Below are 18,574 nucleotides of genomic sequence, written 5' to 3'. Positions count from 1 at the left end.
GGAATTTTCTTTTCCAACAACCATATCACTGCGCCAGTTCCTTCAGCCCGAAGCGGATCAGCTTCGGCGCATCGGCATCCTCGCCCGCCGTCTTCAGCGCCGCCGCCACAGCATTGGCGGCGGTGTCGCGCGAATAGCCAAGATTGACCAGCGCCGAGACCGCGTCGGTTATCGGCGCGGATGCCACGCCGTCGCCGAGCTCTTGTTTCAGGCCGATGGTGCCCGAGGCGGTGCCGGCATAGGCCGGCGCCTTGTTCTTCAATTCGGTGACGATGCGCTCGGCCACTTTCTTGCCGACGCCGGGCGCGCGCGAAACCATGGCGATGTCGCGCAGCGCAATGGCGTTGGCGAGATCCGCCGGCGCCAGCGTCGACAGGATGGCCAGCGCCACCTTGGCGCCGACGCCCGGCACATTGTTCATCAGCAACCGGAACCACTCGCGCTCGAGCTGCGACTGGAAGCCGTAGAGGCGCAGCATGTCCTCGCGCACATAGGTCTCGATGAACAGCACCACCGCTTCGCCGGGCGAAGGCAGCGCGGCCAGCGTGCGCGCCGAGCAATAGGCGGCATAGCCGACGCCATGGATATCGACGAGACAATGGTCCTCGTCGACCTCGTCGAGCGTGCCCTTGAGCTTGCCGATCATGCCAGACCTTTCATGGAAGATGGGCTCTCATGGGTGCGTCTCAGGAGAGATGATGTCGAGCTCCGGGAAGTAACTGCGGTAACGCGCGGCGTCGCGGGTCAAAAGACGATGTCCAGCGACGGTCGCGTGAGCGCCGATAAAGAAATCGGGCAAGGTTCTTTCCCTGATGCCACCGGCCCGGCGATAGCGGGAATGCGTGACGCCGGCAAGGAATGCCGCGTCCCAAGGTACAAGTTCGCGATCCATCTCAAGCATGTCGACTGCTTTTCGAAGCGCCGTTTCCGTCGCTATCAGTGGCGCGAGTTCGGACCAAATGATGGTGTTGACCACCAAGGCTCCATCACGGCGGCAGGAAGCAATCGCCGACGCCGACCATGTTGTCAGCGGTCCGGCCGGTCCCCAGACGTCGATCAGGACATTTGTGTCAATCAACGTCGAGATCTTCACGCGGCCCCCTCAACCACTCCATGTACTGATCGGTGGTCATGCCTCCCAGATCCAACGTCCCCTCCATCCGGTCGAGGACATCGCTGAACCTGCGCAATTTGTCTTCCTGGGAGAGGTTCTCGTTGACGGCAACCAGCCGAACGCCCTCGTCGGTGGCCACAAACTCCACCTCGGAGCCCGGGGCGATGCCCAGACGGTCCCTTATCGGCTTGGGGATTGTAACTTGCCCCTTGGTGGTCACGCGCATGGTAATACCTCTGCGGTATTACTTATCCCTGCAACGTGAACAAGTCAAGAACATAGCTAGCCGGCCAGCGCCATCCTGTAGGCCACGCTTTGCCGATGATGCGCGTGGCAGATGGCGATGGCCAGCGCGTCGGCGGCATGTTCGGTGTCGAAGACGGCTTTTGGCAACAGCACCTTCACCATCATGTGGATCTGCTTCTTGTCGCCATGACCAACGCCGATCACCGCCTTCTTGACGGCGTTGGGCGCATATTCGGCAACGACGAGACCGGCACGCGCCGGCACCAGCATGGCGATGCCACGTGCCTGGCCGAGCTTCAGCGTCGCCACGGCGTCCTTGTTGACGAAGGTCTGTTCGACCGCCGCCTCGTGCGGCATCGCGCTGTGCAGGATATCCGCCAGCCCGTCATGCAGCTGGCACAGCCGCGTTGCCAGCGCCGCCTTGTCGTCGGACTTCACAGTGCCTGAAGCAATAAAGCGCAGCGAATTGCCGAGGCTTTCGACGATGCCCCAGCCGGTGCGCCGAAGCCCCGGATCGATACCGATGATGCGAATCGCTTCCGCCATTTGCCGACTTTACCTCCGGCCCACAGCGATGCCAGCGAAATGTGAACAAACCGGAAACAGAAAGACAGACCGAGGTCTAACCCCGAGCGAAAGCCGTGTTGAGCAGGCTGATCTGGTCGGAAACCGGATTGAGGCGGCGCGCCATCGGTTGCATGTCGACCAAGGCGCCCGAGCCATAGATCTCCTCGTCCATGCGGCGCACCAGTGCTTGCAGGCGCAGCGAGCGGGTGACGAGGTCGAGGAAATCCTCGGGCAGCTCGGCCCAGCCGGTGGCTTCGTCATGGGCGGAAGCGGTGTCGAGGCGCACCTTGGACTTTTCCGACGCGACCTGGTCGCGGGTCATCTCGCCGGAATTGGCGGCGCGCTGCAAAAGCAGCCAGGACGCAACCTGCATCAGCCTGGTGGTCAGCCGCATCGATTCGGCCGCATAGAGCGTGGCGCCCAGCCGCGACAGTTTCTTTGCCTCGGCCCGGCCCTTGCCGTCGAGATATTCGGCGGCCTGTTCGACCAGGCCCATGCCTTCCTGGTAAAGCGGCTTGAAGGATTGCGAGAAAACCCGGCGCTCCGCCAGCTTGACGGTTTTCGCACTGCCCTTCGAAGGCTCGTTCATTGATACGCCCCTGCACTTGCAACCGGCCGATTCGGCTCCCTGCCGATACACCCGGAACCCTATCTGACTGAAGCTTGAAAATGCGCTTCGTCACTGGCGAAGGCAAGCACATGTTTAACAGAAGGTTAACGGCGAGCCGCCATTGGGCGGCCCCCGCCGAGATGCGGACAAAAAGGGAAATGAAGACAAAAAAAGAGCCGCGGATAAGGCGGCTCTCAGGAGTTTAACAGGGAGGCGTCAAACAAAGTGGCTCCAACCACTCGGTAAGAATCCAGATCACTGGATGAACATAGTAAACACCTGTAAAGCTTAATGAAGCCTTAACGGCGCGGATGTTTTTTGACCGAACGCCGCCATACTGTGCCGTAACAGCACAGCATCTCCTACGTCAGGCTAGCTCAGGCTGTCCTCCAGACGGCGGGCAAGGCGATGAAGGCAAACAACAGCATGGCTGCGTAGAAGCCCATCGAGGAGGCCGCCACCAGCGGTTCGATCGCGGCATTACCGGCAAGCAGGAAATAGAGGCCGATCAGCAGGCCGATACCGCTGATTGCGGTCAGCCAGAAATGAACGGTAGCGAGCGTCTTCTGCCCGATTGCCGGAAACAAATGGTAGAAGAAGGCGAAGACCGCCGACATCAGCCATCCGGCCACCATCGTGTGGGCGTGGGTCGGCATCTGTCCGTGATCCTGGCTGATCGCCATGTACAGGCCGAGCGCCATGCCGCACAGCGAATAGATGATGGCCAGCGTGAAGAAATTCCGTGCTATCCCTTGCATAATAATGGTCCCCCGAATTGCCTTTTCCCGTTTGCGGGAATGGGTTGATCGTCAGGCGATTGTTGTCGCCACCGGGCTCCCGGCATTGGCGCACTAGCATCGGCAGCGTATCCGGACGATGTCGCGCCAACCCCTCCCGACATCCGTATATTAGCAGAAAATCAGATAGTGCATTCACAATCTCGGCGACTTCGTAAGTTGAGGGCAGGCTGAAACAGAGCCGAATTTTTCGCGACATCGTACCGAAACAGGCACCACGCAAAACGCCCGCTCCTCTGACGGCCGGCGCAAATCAGCGCTGCCGCAAACCTGACCGGACACTGCAGGAGCAACCCATGGACTGGTACTCGATCGTCAAATTCCTCCACGTCACTACCGCCATTCTGTGGGTCGGAGGCGGCTTCGTGCTGTTCCTGCTGGGCATGCTTGCCGAGCGGGCGGGCAACATCGAGGAAAAACTGCAGGCAATGCGCGCCAGCGGTCAGCTGGGCGGCAGGTTCTTCGCGCCGATGTCGATGCTGACGCTGATTTTCGGCCTCATCATGTGCTGGTTCTGGGTCGGCTTCTCCGACCTATGGATCCTCATCGGCCTGGCCGGCTACGCCACGACCTTTTCGATCGGCATGTTGATCTTCAAGCCGACGGGCGAGCGCATGGGCGAGATGATCGCCAAGGAGGGCGTCACACCGGCTGTTCTTGCCATCGGTCAGCGCATGATGAGCGCGGCACGCTTCGACTATGCGGTGATGCTGGTGATCATCGCCGACATGGTGCTCAAGCCGACCGCGCATGATATCGGCATCCTCGCCGGCATGGTGCTGGTCGTCGTGGCCGGCGCCACACTGGCCTTTGGCGGCAACCGTCGCCTCGTGCCGAGCGCCGCGTGACCCCCGGATAAACAGGGCGGCTGCGCGGCCGCCTTTCTACATCAAGCCAGCGATGCCGTCCCAAAGCAGCTTCAGCGCCACGACCGCGACGGTTGCGTAGGTGAAGGGATAGAATGTTTCCGGGCGCATCCGTCGCACCAGCCACGCCCCGGCGATGGTCGACAGCGGCGCCAGCGGCATCAGCACCGCCGACGCCGTCAGGTTGGCGGTGTCGAACTGGCCGAGCGCGAAATAGGGCACGAGCTTCAGCGCATTGGTGGCGGCAAAGAAGATCGCCGCCGTGCCCGACAACACCTTCGGGTCGAGCCGGATCGGCAAGGCATAGACCTGGAAGGGCGGGCCGCCGACATGGGCGACGAAGCTGGTGAAGCCGGCGACCGTGCCCCAGACGGCGGCGGCGACACGGTTGGGCTTGGCCGCGTGGTTGGCGCCATGGCGAAACTGCAGATAGAGCCAGCGCAGGACGAAAATGATGGCGACGGCGCCGACGATCAGCCGCACCGCTTCTTCGGTGACCAGTGCCGCCGTCAGCCAGCCAAGGCCGATGCCGATGACGGCGCCCGGCATCATGTCGATCAGCATCTTGCGGTCATAGACCCCCCACCATGTCCACACCGAGACGATGTCCATCAAGCACAGGATCGGCAACAGGATGGCGGCTGCCTGCACCGGTGGCATGGTCAGCGCCATCAGCGGCACGCCGACGAAACCGACGGCGCCGCCGAAGCCGCCCTTGGACAGGCCGACCAGAATGACCGCCGGAAGGGCAGCCGCGTAGAACCACGGATCGAGAAGCAGGCCGGACATGGGAGGGGGACTGGTCTGGAGGGAAAGCGTATCGACGCTTGAATAGCCCAGAATCCCGAGCGGGGCGACAACAAATATCGGCAGGGCCGCCCCATCCCTTGGCTGTCGGCGCCTTTGCCTATCGGCGGGCCGAGACCAGCAGGAACATCGGCCGCTCTAGCTCCTCAGCCAGTTCGGGTTTGGCCGCAATCTGTGCGTCGGTCGGGCGGAATTCCTCGACATGGTCGATGGTGAAGCCGGACCGGATCAGAGCGTTGAGCGTGGTGCCGATCGTGCGGTGATGTTTCACCACACCCTTGGCCAGCCAGTCCGTCCGGCGCGGTCCTTCAACCAGGTACTGGTCGACAGGCCATGTCTTGCGGCCCTCGGCATCGATTGCCCAGCCGGGATTGGTCGGCGCCATGAAAATCGGATGCTCGGTCGAGAAGACGAAATGCCCGCCGGGCGCCAGCGCCTGATGCACGGTCCTGAACAGACGCATCACGTCCTCGACATAGTGCAAGGCGAGCGAACTGTAGACGAAATCGAAGCTGGCTTGCCGCAGGCTGAGCTGATCGAGGTCGGCCGTCTCATAGGTGATGCCGGCGTCCGGGCCGGCCGCTCTCGCCCGGGCAAGCATCTTTTCCGACAGGTCCAGGCCAAGCACATGCACCGCCCCGTGCTCGTGCGCCCAGCGGCAGAACCAGCCGAATCCGCAGCCGAGATCGGCGACTCTCGAGCCGCTGACATCGGGCAGCATCGCGCGCAGCGCCGGCCACTCGGCGGCGCCATCCAGACCTTCGACGGAACGGCCGAGCTGGCTGTAGCCTGCGAAGAAATCCTCCCGGTCGTATATATTCTGCGCCATGACGGTCTCGATTCGTTTGGCCGGCACCCTAACCAACCGGCCCGGCTTTCCACCCGGCTTCGATCGGCCCTCTGAAAACATGGCCGAGCCCAGCCTGGCTCAGGAAGCCTGCAAGGCCTTTACCCTGTCACGAGGCGCGGTTGCATCGAGCGGCGGCGGCCGCCGCCGGATCGGCTGCGCCTTGATGATGGCGGTGCTGGTCTCGGCCTTGTCGGCGATGCGGTCGAGAATCCCGTCGAGATCACCGATCGAGCGCACGAACAGCCGGGCGACGAAACAGTCATCGCCCGTCACCTTGTCGCATTCGCCGAATTCGGGGATTTCCTCGATCAGCTTCTGGACGATGTGCAGCTTGCCCGGCAGAGGCCGGATGCGCACGATCGCCTGCAAGGTATAGCCGAGCGCCAGCGGATCGATCTCGACGGTGAATGCGCGAATGACGCCGCGCTCCTCGAGCCGTCGCAGCCGCTCCGAAACGCTTGGCGACGACAGTCCGACCTGGGCGGCCAGCTCCTTCAGCGAGGTTCGCGAATCCTTGACCAGGATTTCAAGGAGATTTCGGTCGAGATCGTCCAGCATCTTTTTCGTTTCCAGATAGTTTGGAGTTTTTCCTAATATAATTAGGCTAATCGGCCATACACCCTTTCCAATCGGATGGAAAGGTTCGCGGCCGCATGAGATTATAGCGGCTCAACCGATATGGAGATTCGTTGTGAACGAAACGGTGCGCGGCACGGTCGAAATGTCAGCCGCAATGGCCATCCTGGGAACGATCGGATGGTTCGTCGTCCTGTCCGGCCAGCCGATCATGGATGTGGTGTTCTGGCGTTGCGCTTTCGGCGCGCTGACGCTGCTCATCATCTGCACCGCCCTGGGGCTGCTGCGCAACCGACTGTCGTTGCGCATCATCGGCATCGCCGCGCTCGGTGGCGTCGCCATCGTCGTCAACTGGCTTTTGCTGTTCAGCGCCTTCTCCCGCGCGTCGATCTCGATCGCCACCGCCGTCTACAACACGCAGCCCTTCATGCTGGTCGGCTTCGGCGCGCTCTTCTTCGCCGAGCGGCTGACCTTGACCAAGCTGACCTGGCTGGCCATCGCCTTCGCCGGCATGGTGCTGATCGTTGAGGCCGCTCCCGACGCCGGTGATGTCGGGACGGATTACTTTACCGGCATCGTCATGGCATTAGGCGCGGCTTTCTTCTGGGCCGTCGCCGCCATCGTCACCAAGAAGCTCAAGGGCACGCCGCCGCACCTGATCGCGCTGATCCAGGTCTGCGTCGGCGTGGTCATGCTGGCGCCGTTCGCCAATTTTTCCCAGCTTCCGGCCGATGCGTGGAGCTGGACCATGCTGGCGACGCTCGGCATCGTCCACACCGGCCTCATGTACATATTGATGTACGGCGCCATCCAGAAGCTGCCGACGCATCTGCAGGGGTCGCTGTCCTTCATCTACCCCGTCGTCGCCATCCTGGTCGATGTCGTCGCCTTCGGCCATCGGCTGCATCTGAGCCAGATCGTCGGCGCCACCGCCATCCTGATCGCCGCCCCCGGCATGAATCTCGGCTGGACGCTGTGGAAGGGCAAACCGCCCGTCGCAAGCCCGCACCCGATCAAGTAAAGCGGTCCGCCGGCGTCTGGCGGGCCAACATCGCGATCCCGGCTGCCCGCCTGTTCAAAGCGGGCACTTTGCTCTATGCCGCAATCCAACCATCTTCGCCCGGCATAGGCGAAACGCGGGACCCGAAGAACCATGAATGACGTAACGCCCCCCAACCGCTGTCGCATTGTGCTGATCGCGCCGCCCGGCGTGCCGGCGGCCCGAATCGCCGCGGCATTCGAAGGCGGCGACGTCGCTTCGCTGATCCTGCCCGAGAACGGCATGGATGAGGCCTCCTTCCAGGCTTTCGCCGAACAGATCGTGCCGGCGGCGCAAGCCGCCGGTGCGGCCGTTATTATCGCCGGCGACACCCGCATAGCCGGCCGCGTCCAGGCCGACGGCATCCATGTCGAGGTCTCCAAGGCCGAGCTGGCCGAGACGATCGAACACTTCCAGGCAAAGATGATGGTCGGCACCGGCGGCGCCAAGACGCGTGACGACGCGCTCGAGCTTGGCGAGACACGGCCCGACTACATCTTCTTCGGCCGCTTCGGCTACGACAACAAGCCCGAACCACACCCGCGCAACCTGTCGCTCGGCAGATGGTGGGCGGATATGATCCAAATCCCGTGCATCGTCATGGCCGGATCCGACATCGCCTCGGTCGAAGCCGTGGGCGCCACCGGTGCCGAATTCGTGGCGCTGTCGAGCGCCGTGTTCGCCGACGGCACCGATCCCAAGACAGCGGTCGCCAGCGCCAACGCGCTGCTCGACGAAACCGCGCCACGCTTCGAGGACTGACGTGCCCTCGGCGAGGCTTCCCCTCCAGGCCCTGCTTGCGATGCTGATGGTCCAGGCAGCGGCCGCGGAGACCATCCCGCTGCCGCAGCCCAAGCCGGAAATCGGCGTGCACACCGACAAGCCGATCGACAAGCCGCTGCCGCAGCCCGCCACCACGGCAGAACCGGCGCCGCTGCCGTCGGCCGACACGGTCAATCCCGACCGCTTCGGCGCAAAACCCGCCGACGCGGCCTATGGCGCCTTCCAGCGCGGTCTCTACAAGACAGCTTACAATTTGGCATTGGTCCGGGCGCAAAACGGCGATCCGGCGGCGCAGACCTTGGTGGCCGAGATCCTGTCGCGGGGGCTCGGTGTACCGGTCAATTCGGCGCAGGCGGCGAAATGGTACGCGCTGGCCGCCGAACAGGGTGTGCCGGAATCGCAGTTCCAGTATGCGCTGATGCTGCTCGACGGCCGCTATGTCAAAAAGGATGGAAAAGAAGCCTACGCCCTGATGCAGGCCGCCGCCGAAGCCGGCAACCGGCTGGCGCAATTCAATTTCGCGCAGATGCTGGTCCAGCAGGACCCCGGCGATGCCGGCATGGCCAAGGCGGTCTCCTACTATGAGCGCGCCGCCGCGACCGGCCTCGCGGACGCGCAATATGCGATGTCGCAGATCTACGCCAATGGCGTCGGCGGCAAGCCACGCGACGACGCCCAGGCAAGGCGCCTGCTGGCGCAGGCAGCCAGGCAGAACTACGACACCGCGCAGATCGATCTCGCCGCCTGGATGATCGAAGGCCGCGGCGGTGCGCGCGACCTGAAATCCGCCTTCGGCTGGATGAAGCAGGCGGCGGAAGGCGGCAATGTCGCCGCCCAGAACCGCCTGGCCAAGCTCTATATGCAAGGCATCGGCACCGATCCGGACCTTGTGCTTGCCGGCGCCTGGTACGTCGTCGCCCGCCGTGCCGGCCTCATCGACCCCCAGATGGACGACTTCCTGCAGGGGCTGGACGACGACCAGACCAAGCAGGCGCTGCAGAAGGCCAACCGGCTGCCTTGACGGCGGTTCTCGCGGTCATTGCAAGTGTAACCTCGGCTCCCCTCGCCTGGCACCGACCTGCCCGCTCCCTTGCCTCTTCTGGCGATTTGTGGTCTTGGGAGCCCGAAATCGCTTTCCCAGCGAACATCCCATACCGACGGCGTGGCCGTTGGCATCATTCCGGATCATCTCATCATGGCCAAGATCAATGGCAACGAAATCCGTCCCGGCTATGTCATCGAGCATGATGGCGGCCTTTGGGTGGCGGTCAGGACCAACACCGTCAAGCCCGGCAAGGGCGGCGCCTACAATCAGGTCGAACTGAAGAACCTCATCAACGGCACCAAACTCAACGAGCGCTTCCGCTCGGCCGAGACCGTCGAACAGATCCGGCTCAACCTGAAGGATTTTTCCTTCCTCTACGCGCAGGAAGACGCACTGGTGTTCATGGACACCCAGAGCTACGAGCAGCTCGAATTGAACAAGGACTTCGTCGGCGATCGCGCCGCCTTCCTGCAGGACGGCATGATGGTGACGGTCCAGCTCTACGAAGAGCGGCCGATCGGCATTTCGCTGCCCGACTATGTGACGCTGACCATCACCGAGGCCGACCCGGTGGTGAAGGGTCAGACGGCGGCATCGTCCTACAAGCCGGCGATCCTGGAGAACGGCATCCGCGTCCTGGTGCCGCCCTTCATCGGCGCCGGCGAGCGCATCATCGTCGACACCAACGAAATCACTTACGTGCGCCGCGCCGACTGACGCATGTCGCCCCAAAGTGGCCTCGGTTCTGGGTCACCGACATGCATCGAGGCGGAGTTTAAAGCGCAGCACCGGGAAAAAGCACTATGGCACGCTCAGCCCTTCTCAACGTCATGGTCCAGGCCGCAATGAAGGCCGGCCGCTCGCTGTCGCGCGACTTCGGCGAGGTGCAGAACCTGCAGGTCTCGATGAAAGGCCCCGGCGACTATGTCAGCCAGGCCGACCGCAAGGCAGAGGACATCGTCTTTGCCGAACTGTCCAAGGCTCGGCCCGGCTATTCCTTCCTGATGGAAGAGCGCGGCGTGGTCGAAGGCGACGACGGCCAGCATCGCTGGATCGTTGACCCGCTCGACGGCACCACCAATTTCCTGCACGGCATTCCGCTCTTTGCCGTTTCGATCGCGCTGGAGCGCCAGGGCCAGATCGTCGCCGGCGTCATCTACAATCCGGCGATGGACGAACTCTACACCTGCGAACGCGGCGGCGGCGCCTTCATGAACGACCGCCGCTTGCGCGTCGCTGGCCGCATCAAGCTGGTCGACACCGTGATCGGCTGCGGCATGCCGCATCTCGGCCGCGGCCACCATGGCAATTTCCTCGTCGAACTGCGCAACGTCATGGCCGAGGTTTCCGGCGTCCGCCGCCTCGGCTCCGCCTCGCTCGATCTCGCCTATGTCGCCGCCGGCCGCATGGATGGCTTCTGGGAAACCGGCCTGTCGGCCTGGGACATCGCCGCCGGGCTGCTTTTGATCCGCGAGGCAGGCGGCTTCGTCTCCGACATGGACGGCGGCCAGGACATGCTCGATAACGGTTCGGTCGTCGCCGGCAACGAGGTCATCCAGCGCGCTTTGCTGAAGGTCGTGAAGAAGCCGCTCTCCTCCCGCTGACAGCCACGCCGCGCGGATGCGCCGCAGTCGCAAAACCGCAATGGAAGCTTGAAATACTGCCCGGCATGCGCCCAAATTGGAGGGCGCGGTGCAGGAACCCGGCTTAGTGAGAGACAACGAACCTTACCCCGATATCCCGTTCATCGGACGCTGGCACTATTCGCGTGCCGAGATGATCGCAGACGGTATCGTCCACGCGGTCGGCATCGTGCTGGCGATATCGGCCGGTTCGGCACTGCTGGCGCTGGCGGCGTTCCGTGTCGGACCGGGCGAATACATCGCCGCCGCCTTCTACGTGGTTTCGCTGCTCACCGTGCTCTCGGTGTCGATGACCTACAATCTGTGGCCGGTGTCGTCGCCGGCAAAATGGGTGTTGCGGCGTTTCGACCACGCCGCGATCTATCTGCTGATCGCCGCGACCTACACGCCTTTCCTGGCGCAGCTCGAAGGCTCGCCGCTGGCGCGCTGGATGATCGTGCTGGTCTGGACCGCGGCAGTGCTGGGCATTGCCATCAAGGTGTTCTTTCCCGGCCGTTTCGACCGGCTGGCGATCAGCTTCTATCTCGCCATCGGCTGGAGCGGCATCATCCTGGTCAAGCCGCTTGTCCAGACACTGCCGACGACATCGATAGCGCTGATCGTCGCCGGCGGCATCGTCTATTCCTGCGGCGTCATCTTCTTCGCCTGGAAGGGGCTGCGCTTCCACAACGCGCTGTGGCACGGTTTCGTCGTCACCGGCGCCGGCCTGCATCTGGCCGCCATGGTTGACTGTCTGGTCATCAATCGCCTCTGACACTATCGACGCGGCAATATTGCCAAGCGCCATTCAATTTGGTCACAATTCCGTTTAGAGTCGCGGTTTACGTGATCGGCGGCGGCATCGGAAACGGGGCACGGATGGCTTTTCTCAGATCCTTCGGCATGGGCAGACGTTCTGATGTCCTGATCTACGACCCGCATAAACTATCGAGCCCGCAGGTCTTTTTGCTGACCATGGTGATCTTCCTGGTCATCGTCGCCTTCATCGCCGCCATCCTCACCCGACAGATCTCAACCGCTTTTGGCAGCAATCCCGGCCTCAATGGCCTGATCGTCGGCGTGCTGGTGGTCGGCATCCTTTTGGCCTTCGCCCAAGTCGGGCGACTGTTTCGCGAAGTGCGCTGGGTCAACTCCTTCCGTGCCGGCTCGGAGACGACCGAACCGGTGCTGCTGGCTCCGATGAAGGCGATGATCGGCCGTTCCTCGGCGATGGCCTTCTCGACCAGTTCGATGCGCACCATGCTCGATTCCATCGCCACCCGCCTCGACGAAAGCCGCGACACCTCGCGCTATCTCGTCGGCCTGCTGGTGTTCCTCGGCCTGCTCGGCACCTTCTGGGGCCTGTTGAACACCATCGGCTCGATCCGCGAGACCATCGAATCGCTCGATCCCGGCACCGGTGACGCCGCCGCGGTGCTCGATTCCCTGAAGCAGGGGCTTTCCGCGCCGCTGGCCGGCATGGGCACGGCCTTCTCGTCCTCGCTGTTCGGCCTCTCCGGCTCGCTGGTGCTCGGCTTCCTCGACCTGCAGGCCGGCCGCGCCCAGACGCGCTTCTACACCGAACTGGAAAACTGGCTTTCCTCGGTGACCGACCTGTCGTCGGACATCGTCGTCGCCGACCCAGCCAAGACCGAATCCTCCGACGAGATCCGGGTGCTGTCGGAACGGCTGCGCAGCATGCAGGAGAATGGCGGCGGCTCCAACCCGCGCGTCGCCACCGCCATGGCCAATCTCGCCGACGGCATTTCCGGCCTGGTCAAGAACATGCGCTCGGAACAGCAGATCATGCGCGACTGGGTCGAGGCCCAGTCCGACGAGCAGAAGGCGATGCGCAACACGCTGGAAAAGATCGCCGATGCCCTGAAGAAGCCCGGAGTGCACTGAAGTGGCACTCGCCAGGGGCAGGCGCACCGATCGCCGCATCGACTACTGGCCGGGCTTCGTCGACGCGCTGTCGACGCTGCTTTTGGCGATCATGTTCCTGCTCACGGTATTCGTGCTGGCGCAGTTCCTGCTGGGACGCGAAATCTCCGGCAAGGATACGGCACTCTCGCGCCTCAACTCCCAGATCAACGAACTGACGCAGCTGCTGGCGCTGGAGCGCTCGACGGCGCAGGACAAGGATGACTCGCTGGCCAATCTGCAGGCATCGCTGTCGGCGGCGGAAGCGGAAAGGAGCCGGCTCCAGCAATTGCTGGCGCAAGGTGCGGGCGCCGGGGACGCCGCCAACCAGCGCGCTGCGGCGCTCGGCGGCGAACTCGACAGCCAGCGCCAGATCAGCCAGCAGGCACTGAGCCAGGTCGAGATCCTCAACCAGCAGATCGCTGCACTGCGCAAGCAGATCGGCGCGCTCGAGGATGCGCTCAACGTCTCCGAAATCCGCGACCGCGATTCAAACACCAAGATCGCCGACCTCGGCCGTCGCCTCAACGTCGCACTGGCGCAGCGCGTGCAGGAATTGAACCGCTACCGCTCCGACTTCTTCGGCCGTTTGCGCGAAATCCTCGCCGACCGCGAGAACATCCGCATCGTCGGCGACCGCTTCGTCTTCCAGTCGGAAGTGCTGTTCCCGACCGGCTCCGAGGTGATCAACGATGCCGGCAAGGTCGAGATGAAGAAGCTCGCCGACGCCATCATCGAGTTGCAGAAGGAAATCCCGCCCGAGATCAACTGGGTGCTGCGCGTCGACGGCCACACCGACAACAAGCCGCTCTCCGGCGCCGGCCGCTACCGCGACAATTGGGAACTGTCGACGGCCCGTTCGACCTCGGTGGTGAAATTCCTGATCGAGAACGGCGTGCCTGCCAACCGGCTCGTAGCCGCCGGTTTCGGTGAGTTCCAGCCGCTCGACCCCGCCGACACCGAAGAGGCGCGCAACAAGAACCGCCGTATTGAACTGAAGCTCACCGAACGTTGATCCGTCCTCACGCGAACTTGTTCGTCGGCTCAACTCTAGGGCGCGGATCAAGGCCGGCAAGGTCTGAAAAGATTATCTTTTTTTAAGTACACATTGTCGCAGGGCGGTCCTAGCTTGCCGCCCGGGCCGAGAACCGCCGGCGATGAACCCCCCTCATCGCGACGCGACGGAACCGGACGGCCCAAGGCCGGAAGGCAGGCGGACAACCGCCGCTTTCCTCTACAAGAGGAGACGCGTGATGCGCTCTTTCAAGACCTCGCTTAGAACTGCTACACTCACGGCGTTCCTCATCGCCGTTCCGCTTGCCGGTGCCTATGCCGCGGGCCATCACAAGGGCGCTCTCGACGCGACCGATCCGACCGACATGACTGGCCCGCGTGTCGAGGCGCTTATCGCACAGGTGCAGGGCGTCCGGCAGGGCATCGTGGACGCAAGACAGGCCAACAACATCACCCCGGCCGTGGCGGAACGCCTGGAAATGCGCACGGCCCACATCAGTCAGGCGGCAGAGAAAGTCGCCGCGTCCTATCATGGCAGGATACCGGCCGCGCAATACCATGACCTGTTGCGTCGTCTCGACAATGTCGACCAGCGGTTGATGGTCGATACCGGCAGTGGTTTCCTGATCGGCGACGGCGCCGACGGCGGCAATTACCCGAACGGCTAAACGGTCCAAGAGGACGGCTGAAACGGTCCAAGAGGAAGGGACGCTGACGCCTTCGGGGAGCCATCCCGCGGGCGTCCTTTTTACCAGCCGAGCCACACCGCGATCAGCGCAACCGCTGCCGGCACGGTCTGGATGAACAGGATCTTGCGGCCAACCGTTGCCGCGCCATAGAGGCCGGCAATGGCCACGCACGACAGGAAGAACAATTTGACCTGAAAACCGGCGGCACCGAGGTAAAGCCCCCAGATCAAGCCGGCGGCGAGGAACCCGTTGTAGAGCCCCTGATTGGCGGCGAGCACCTTCGAGGCACTGGCGAATTCGGGCGTCAGATTGAATGCCTTGTGCCCACGCGGCGTGTCCCACAGCACCATCTCCAGATAGACGATGTAGGCATGGATCAAGGCCACCAGCGCGACCAGGATGTTGCCGATCATGTTGTTTCCCCCAATTGTTGCCGGCAGCATTTCACGCATGACCGCCCCCACGCAAGATGCGTCCGTTGCGCGGTGCCTGAGGGTTGCAAACGCCTTTGCGTTGGTATCTTTTCGCGCCGTCCCCAATCACGGAAGCAGCCATGTCCTTTCAGAAACTCGATAATCTCGGTCACAAGCTCGAAGCACTCGAGCATGCACTGGCCATCCTCGGTGCCGACGAGGCCACCCACATGGCCGTCGGCGGCGGCGAGAAGCGTGCCGAGGCGATGTCGGCACTGGCCGGCATGTATCACACCAGGGCAACGGCGCCGGAGATAGCAGACTGGATCGTCGCGGCAGAGCAGGAAGCGTTGGGTGAAGAGCAGCGCACCGCGGTCTCGGAACTGCGGCGGCAATACACCAACCTGACCTGCCTGCCGGTCGAATTCGTCGAACGCCAGACGACCGCGCGCATGCGTTGCGAGCAACTGTGGCGCGACCTGCGCGCCAAGAACGACTGGGCGGGCTTCCAGCCGGCGCTGGAGGGCGTCGTGGAGTTGGTGCGCGAGGAAGCGGCGCTGCGTGCCGACATGCTCGGCCTCGCCCCCTATGACGCGCTGATGGAGCAGTACGACCCCGGCAACCGCACCGCCGACATCACGCCAGTCTTCGCCGACCTGAAGGCTTTCCTGAAAGGCTTCGTGCCGGAGGCGCTGGCTATCCAGGACGCACGGCTGCGCAAGCGCCCGCTGAAGCCGCTGTCGGGCACCTATGCGATCGACCGGCAGCGCGAGCTCGGCCTTGCCATGATGGCGTCGGTCGGCTTCGACCTGACGCACGGGTCGTTGTCGGTGTCGCACCACCCTTTCTGCGGCGGCGTGCCGAGCGACGTGCGCATCACCACCCGCTACAAGACGTCCGACTTCCTGTCGGCGCTGATGGGCGTGCTGCACGAGACCGGCCATGCGCTCTACGAACAGAACCTGCCCAAGGCATGGTCGCACTGGCCGCTCGGCAAGGCGCGCGGCATGGCCGTGCATGAAAGCCAGAGCCTGTTCGTCGAAAAACAGCTCGGCCGCAACCCGGCCTTCTGGAACTGGGCGCTGCCGGTGGTTGAAAAGCATCTCGGTGAGGCCTGGTCGCTCGACGATATCCTGCCGCATGTGCATCGCGTCGAGCGCGGCCTGATCCGTGTCGATGCCGACGAGGTGACCTACCCCCTGCATGTCATCCTGCGCTACGAACTGGAGCAGGAGCTCGTCGCGGGCCGGCTGGAGGTCGCCGACCTGCCCGAAGCCTGGGACGCCAAGATGCGCGATTACCTCGGTCTTTCCACCATCGACAATCCGGCCGACGGGCCGATGCAGGACGTGCATTGGCCTGGGGCCGCCTTCGGCTATTTCCCCTCCTATACGCTGGGCGCGATGATGGCGGCGCAGCAATGGGCGGCGCTGACGCGGGATCATCCTGCCGCCGATGGCGATCTCGCCAAAGGCAATTTCGAGGCGATCAACGAGTGGCGCCGCCAAAAGATCTGGTCGCAGGGATCACGCTGGTCGACGCCGGACCTGCTCGAACGCGCCACCGGCGAAAAGCTCAACGCCACCTATTTCGTGAACCATCTGAAGCAGCGCTACGGAGCCGCGTAGAGCGGCACATCAGGAACGTAGTTGGTTCTGCCTACTCCGCCGCGCCCCTGAAAGCACTGGCGCCGGTTTCGAACTGCAGCTTGGCCAGCCGCGCATAGATGCCGCCCTTGGCGACAAGGCTTTGATGCGTGCCTTCCTCGACGATCGAGCCGCCATCCATGACCAGGATCCTGTCGGCCTTCAGCACCGTTGCCAGGCGGTGGGCGATGACGATCGTGGTGCGGCCCTGCATCAGCCGTTCCAGCGCCGTCTGCACCAGCGTCTCGCTTTCGGCGTCGAGGGCGGAGGTGGCCTCGTCGAGCAGCAGGATCGGGGCGTCGCGCAGGATGGCGCGGGCGATCGCAACCCGCTGGCGCTGGCCGCCTGACAGCGTCACGCCGCGCTCACCGACCTGGCTGTCATAGCCTTTTTCCAGCTTGAGGATGAATTCATCGGCAAGTGCATCCTTCGCCGCCGTCTCGATTTCGGCCTTGCTGGCTCCCGGCCGGCCGAAACCGATATTGTCACGCGCGCTTGCCGCGAAAATGGTGACGTCCTGCGGCACGATCGCGATGCGCTGGCGGATCGAAACGGGATCGGCCTCGCGCACGTCGACGCCGTCGATCAGGATCTTGCCTGTTTCGGGATCGTAGAAGCGCAGGATCAGTGAAAACACGGTGCTCTTGCCGGCCCCTGACGGCCCGACGATCGCCACCGTCTCGCCCGGCATGACCTGAAAGCTCAAGCCGTGCACGGCGGCGCGGTCGGGCCTTGCCGGGTAGGAGAAGGAGACATTGTCGAAGGCGATCGCGCCCTTGGCGACGGCCGGCAGCGGCTTCGGATCGGCGGGAGCCTGGATCGCCGGCTTCTCGGCCAGGATCTCGGTCAGCCGTTCGGCGGCACCCGCCGCTTGCGCAAGCTCGCCCCAGACTTCCGACAACGCGCCCAGCGCGCCGGCGGCGAACACCGAATAGAGCAGGAACTGACCGAGCGTACCCGGCGATATCGAGCCTTCGAGCACGTCGCGCGAGCCGAACCACAGCACCGCCACGACGGACGAGAAGATGGTGAAAATGGCGAAGAAGGTAAGGAAGGAGCGCGCGAAGATCGAGGAGCGTGCCGCCTCGAAAGCAGCTTCCACCGCGGCCGAGAAATGCCCGGTGACCAGCTTTTCATTGGTGAAGGCCTGCAGCGTGCGCACCGCGCCGATCTGTTCGCTGGCATAGGCGGTGGCATCGGCAAGCGTATCTTGCGCCTGGCGTGATTTGCGCCGCACCGAACGGCCGAAAGCGACCAGCGGCAGCACGATGACAGGAATGGCTGATATGACGAGGCCTGATAGTTTCGGACTGGTGATGACCATCATCCCCACCGCGCCAAGACCGAGGATTACGTTGCGCAGCGCCACCGAGGCCGTCGCTCCGACCGCCGACTTGACCTGCGTCGTGTCGGCGGCAAGCCGCGACACGATCTCGCCCGACTGGGCGGTGTCGAAGAAGGCAGGCGACAGCGTCGTCACATGGGCAAACACATCGCGCCGGATATCGGCGACGACGCGCTCGCCCAGCGTGATGACGAAATAGTAGCGGCCGGCCGATGCCGCCGCCAGCAGGGCGGCCATCGCCACCAGCGCTGCGAAATATTCGGCGATGAAGGTGGTGCTGGCCGACGAGAAGCCATGATCGATCATGCGTCGCACCGCCAGCGGCAGCGCCAGCGTGGTTGCCGCCGCGATGACCAGCGAGATGATGGCGCCGACGACCAGTGTGCGATAGTGCGTGATGTACGGGAACAGGCGCCGGAGCGGCTTGAGCGAACGCCGGCGCTCGTCTGCGCTGGTGATTTGCGCCATCCCGATGTTTCCTCCAGCCGCCCTTGGGGTCTGCGCCTCAATATGCGCTTGCCGCGGCCTTGTGATTCAATTCCGGCTGATGTATAGGCTCGCCGACCGTTTTAGAAGCCGTGGCTCCTCAATAGCTGCGGCTTCGAGTTTTAAAAAGAGGCGC

22 protein-coding genes are annotated in these 18,574 nt (G+C 63.6%); 11 read left to right on the top strand and 11 right to left on the bottom strand.

Going from position 1 to position 18,574, the window contains the following annotated elements; translation table 11 throughout:
* Positions 1–25 precede the first annotated feature (25 nt).
* The 6 genes from ruvA to NKI99_RS15855 all read right to left on the bottom strand — a co-directional run bounded on the left by ruvA (position 26) and on the right by NKI99_RS15855 (position 3,295).
* Positions 26–646, bottom strand: a complete 621-nt coding sequence (gene ruvA, locus NKI99_RS15880; protein WP_352611400.1) for a Holliday junction branch migration protein RuvA — start codon at positions 644–646, stop codon at positions 26–28.
* Between the two features lie 27 nt (positions 647–673).
* Positions 674–1,093 carry a type II toxin-antitoxin system VapC family toxin gene (locus NKI99_RS15875; RefSeq protein ID WP_023811847.1) on the bottom strand — a complete coding sequence of 140 codons (420 nt, stop codon included), beginning with the start codon at positions 1,091–1,093 and terminating at the stop codon, positions 674–676.
* Positions 1,071–1,340, bottom strand: coding sequence for an AbrB/MazE/SpoVT family DNA-binding domain-containing protein (locus NKI99_RS15870; protein WP_023811846.1), 270 nt, complete (start codon positions 1,338–1,340; stop codon positions 1,071–1,073). The genes NKI99_RS15875 and NKI99_RS15870 overlap by 23 nt, the downstream gene beginning before the upstream one ends.
* Positions 1,341–1,396: 56 nt before the next feature.
* A complete protein-coding gene (gene ruvC, locus NKI99_RS15865) occupies positions 1,397–1,906 on the bottom strand; it encodes a crossover junction endodeoxyribonuclease RuvC (protein ID WP_127296188.1) in 510 nt (169 codons plus the stop codon).
* 76 nt (positions 1,907–1,982) lie between these two features.
* Positions 1,983–2,516, bottom strand: coding sequence for a protease adaptor protein RcdA (rcdA, locus tag NKI99_RS15860; protein WP_023811844.1), 534 nt, complete (start codon positions 2,514–2,516; stop codon positions 1,983–1,985).
* Positions 2,517–2,914: 398 nt separating this feature from the next.
* A complete protein-coding gene (locus tag NKI99_RS15855; protein ID WP_023811843.1) occupies positions 2,915–3,295 on the bottom strand; it encodes a hypothetical protein in 381 nt (126 codons plus the stop codon).
* Between the two features lie 335 nt (positions 3,296–3,630).
* Here NKI99_RS15855 and NKI99_RS15850 point away from each other — a divergent pair, with 335 nt between their 5' ends.
* Positions 3,631–4,182 carry a DUF2269 family protein gene (locus tag NKI99_RS15850; protein ID WP_352554254.1) on the top strand — a complete coding sequence of 184 codons (552 nt, stop codon included), beginning with the start codon at positions 3,631–3,633 and terminating at the stop codon, positions 4,180–4,182.
* A gap of 36 nt (positions 4,183–4,218) precedes the next feature.
* Here NKI99_RS15850 and NKI99_RS15845 read toward each other — a convergent pair whose 3' ends face one another.
* The 3 genes from NKI99_RS15845 to NKI99_RS15835 all read right to left on the bottom strand — a co-directional run bounded on the left by NKI99_RS15845 (position 4,219) and on the right by NKI99_RS15835 (position 6,415).
* Positions 4,219–4,989 carry a sulfite exporter TauE/SafE family protein gene (locus tag NKI99_RS15845; RefSeq protein ID WP_023811841.1) on the bottom strand — a complete coding sequence of 257 codons (771 nt, stop codon included), beginning with the start codon at positions 4,987–4,989 and terminating at the stop codon, positions 4,219–4,221.
* 118 nt (positions 4,990–5,107) lie between these two features.
* A complete protein-coding gene (locus NKI99_RS15840) occupies positions 5,108–5,836 on the bottom strand; it encodes a class I SAM-dependent methyltransferase (RefSeq protein ID WP_128305340.1) in 729 nt (242 codons plus the stop codon).
* Between the two features lie 99 nt (positions 5,837–5,935).
* Positions 5,936–6,415 (bottom strand): Lrp/AsnC family transcriptional regulator, encoded by a 480-nt coding sequence (locus NKI99_RS15835; protein ID WP_352611399.1) that lies wholly within the window; start codon positions 6,413–6,415, stop codon positions 5,936–5,938.
* A gap of 133 nt (positions 6,416–6,548) precedes the next feature.
* Between NKI99_RS15835 and NKI99_RS15830 the strand changes: the two genes are divergently transcribed.
* The 9 genes from NKI99_RS15830 (at position 6,549) to NKI99_RS15790 (ending at position 14,527) form a co-directional block, all read left to right on the top strand.
* Positions 6,549–7,454, top strand: coding sequence for a DMT family transporter (locus NKI99_RS15830; protein WP_352611398.1), 906 nt, complete (start codon positions 6,549–6,551; stop codon positions 7,452–7,454).
* 132 nt (positions 7,455–7,586) lie between these two features.
* Complete coding sequence (locus tag NKI99_RS15825) at positions 7,587–8,234, top strand: thiamine phosphate synthase (RefSeq protein ID WP_352611397.1); 648 nt, start codon at positions 7,587–7,589, stop codon at positions 8,232–8,234.
* Positions 8,235–8,280: 46 nt separating this feature from the next.
* Positions 8,281–9,276: a tetratricopeptide repeat protein gene (locus tag NKI99_RS15820; RefSeq protein ID WP_502895834.1), complete on the top strand. Its 996-nt coding sequence runs from the start codon at positions 8,281–8,283 to the stop codon at positions 9,274–9,276.
* Between the two features lie 174 nt (positions 9,277–9,450).
* Positions 9,451–10,017: an elongation factor P gene (gene efp / locus NKI99_RS15815; RefSeq protein WP_352611396.1), complete on the top strand. Its 567-nt coding sequence runs from the start codon at positions 9,451–9,453 to the stop codon at positions 10,015–10,017.
* Between the two features lie 86 nt (positions 10,018–10,103).
* Positions 10,104–10,904, top strand: a complete 801-nt coding sequence (locus NKI99_RS15810) for an inositol monophosphatase family protein (protein WP_023811836.1) — start codon at positions 10,104–10,106, stop codon at positions 10,902–10,904.
* 106 nt (positions 10,905–11,010) lie between these two features.
* Entirely contained in the window at positions 11,011–11,697 is a 687-nt protein-coding gene (trhA, locus tag NKI99_RS15805) for a PAQR family membrane homeostasis protein TrhA (RefSeq protein WP_352611395.1), read from the top strand.
* Between the two features lie 104 nt (positions 11,698–11,801).
* Complete coding sequence (locus NKI99_RS15800) at positions 11,802–12,827, top strand: MotA/TolQ/ExbB proton channel family protein (protein ID WP_013529124.1); 1,026 nt, start codon at positions 11,802–11,804, stop codon at positions 12,825–12,827.
* 1 nt (position 12,828) lies between these two features.
* Positions 12,829–13,860, top strand: a complete 1,032-nt coding sequence (locus tag NKI99_RS15795; protein WP_023811834.1) for a peptidoglycan -binding protein — start codon at positions 12,829–12,831, stop codon at positions 13,858–13,860.
* A 238-nt stretch (positions 13,861–14,098) separates the two neighbouring features.
* Positions 14,099–14,527, top strand: coding sequence for a hypothetical protein (locus NKI99_RS15790; protein WP_352440967.1), 429 nt, complete (start codon positions 14,099–14,101; stop codon positions 14,525–14,527).
* Between the two features lie 80 nt (positions 14,528–14,607).
* Here the strand turns inward: NKI99_RS15790 and NKI99_RS15785 are convergent, their stop codons facing one another.
* Positions 14,608–14,961, bottom strand: coding sequence for a DUF1304 domain-containing protein (locus tag NKI99_RS15785; RefSeq protein ID WP_352611394.1), 354 nt, complete (start codon positions 14,959–14,961; stop codon positions 14,608–14,610).
* A gap of 140 nt (positions 14,962–15,101) precedes the next feature.
* On the opposite strand from NKI99_RS15785, the gene NKI99_RS15780 reads away from it, so the two are divergent.
* A complete protein-coding gene (locus NKI99_RS15780; protein WP_352611393.1) occupies positions 15,102–16,589 on the top strand; it encodes a carboxypeptidase M32 in 1,488 nt (495 codons plus the stop codon).
* Between the two features lie 31 nt (positions 16,590–16,620).
* On the opposite strand, the gene NKI99_RS15775 is transcribed toward NKI99_RS15780, so the two are convergent.
* Positions 16,621–18,420: an ABC transporter transmembrane domain-containing protein gene (locus tag NKI99_RS15775; protein WP_352611392.1), complete on the bottom strand. Its 1,800-nt coding sequence runs from the start codon at positions 18,418–18,420 to the stop codon at positions 16,621–16,623.
* Between the last annotated feature and the right edge of the window lie 154 nt (positions 18,421–18,574).

It is taken from the genome of Mesorhizobium sp. M0239 (assembly GCF_040321815.1).
GTDB lineage: Bacteria > Pseudomonadota > Alphaproteobacteria > Rhizobiales > Rhizobiaceae > Mesorhizobium.
The sequence above is the reverse complement of the archived record's forward strand: the minus strand, read 5'-3'. Positions and strand labels throughout refer to the sequence as shown.

What these genes read in the sequence shown, in the direction of transcription:
- ruvA (WP_352611400.1), bottom strand. Translation starts at nt 646, where the DNA reads ATGATCGGCAAGCTCAAGGGCACGCTCGACGAGGTCGACGAGGACCAT.
- NKI99_RS15850 (WP_352554254.1), top strand. Translation starts at nt 3,631, where the DNA reads ATGGACTGGTACTCGATCGTCAAATTCCTCCACGTCACTACCGCCATT.
- NKI99_RS15840 (WP_128305340.1), bottom strand. Translation starts at nt 5,836, where the DNA reads ATGGCGCAGAATATATACGACCGGGAGGATTTCTTCGCAGGCTACAGC.
- NKI99_RS15855 (WP_023811843.1), bottom strand. Translation starts at nt 3,295, where the DNA reads ATGCAAGGGATAGCACGGAATTTCTTCACGCTGGCCATCATCTATTCG.
- NKI99_RS15820 (WP_502895834.1), top strand. Translation starts at nt 8,281, where the DNA reads ATGGTCCAGGCAGCGGCCGCGGAGACCATCCCGCTGCCGCAGCCCAAG.
- NKI99_RS15785 (WP_352611394.1), bottom strand. Translation starts at nt 14,961, where the DNA reads ATGATCGGCAACATCCTGGTCGCGCTGGTGGCCTTGATCCATGCCTAC.
- NKI99_RS15780 (WP_352611393.1), top strand. Translation starts at nt 15,102, where the DNA reads ATGTCCTTTCAGAAACTCGATAATCTCGGTCACAAGCTCGAAGCACTC.
- NKI99_RS15790 (WP_352440967.1), top strand. Translation starts at nt 14,099, where the DNA reads ATGCGCTCTTTCAAGACCTCGCTTAGAACTGCTACACTCACGGCGTTC.
- efp (WP_352611396.1), top strand. Translation starts at nt 9,451, where the DNA reads ATGGCCAAGATCAATGGCAACGAAATCCGTCCCGGCTATGTCATCGAG.
- NKI99_RS15800 (WP_013529124.1), top strand. Translation starts at nt 11,802, where the DNA reads ATGGCTTTTCTCAGATCCTTCGGCATGGGCAGACGTTCTGATGTCCTG.
- NKI99_RS15835 (WP_352611399.1), bottom strand. Translation starts at nt 6,415, where the DNA reads ATGCTGGACGATCTCGACCGAAATCTCCTTGAAATCCTGGTCAAGGAT.
- NKI99_RS15810 (WP_023811836.1), top strand. Translation starts at nt 10,104, where the DNA reads ATGGCACGCTCAGCCCTTCTCAACGTCATGGTCCAGGCCGCAATGAAG.
- NKI99_RS15845 (WP_023811841.1), bottom strand. Translation starts at nt 4,989, where the DNA reads ATGTCCGGCCTGCTTCTCGATCCGTGGTTCTACGCGGCTGCCCTTCCG.
- ruvC (WP_127296188.1), bottom strand. Translation starts at nt 1,906, where the DNA reads ATGGCGGAAGCGATTCGCATCATCGGTATCGATCCGGGGCTTCGGCGC.
- NKI99_RS15775 (WP_352611392.1), bottom strand. Translation starts at nt 18,420, where the DNA reads ATGGCGCAAATCACCAGCGCAGACGAGCGCCGGCGTTCGCTCAAGCCG.
- NKI99_RS15870 (WP_023811846.1), bottom strand. Translation starts at nt 1,340, where the DNA reads ATGCGCGTGACCACCAAGGGGCAAGTTACAATCCCCAAGCCGATAAGG.
- NKI99_RS15825 (WP_352611397.1), top strand. Translation starts at nt 7,587, where the DNA reads ATGAATGACGTAACGCCCCCCAACCGCTGTCGCATTGTGCTGATCGCG.
- rcdA (WP_023811844.1), bottom strand. Translation starts at nt 2,516, where the DNA reads ATGAACGAGCCTTCGAAGGGCAGTGCGAAAACCGTCAAGCTGGCGGAG.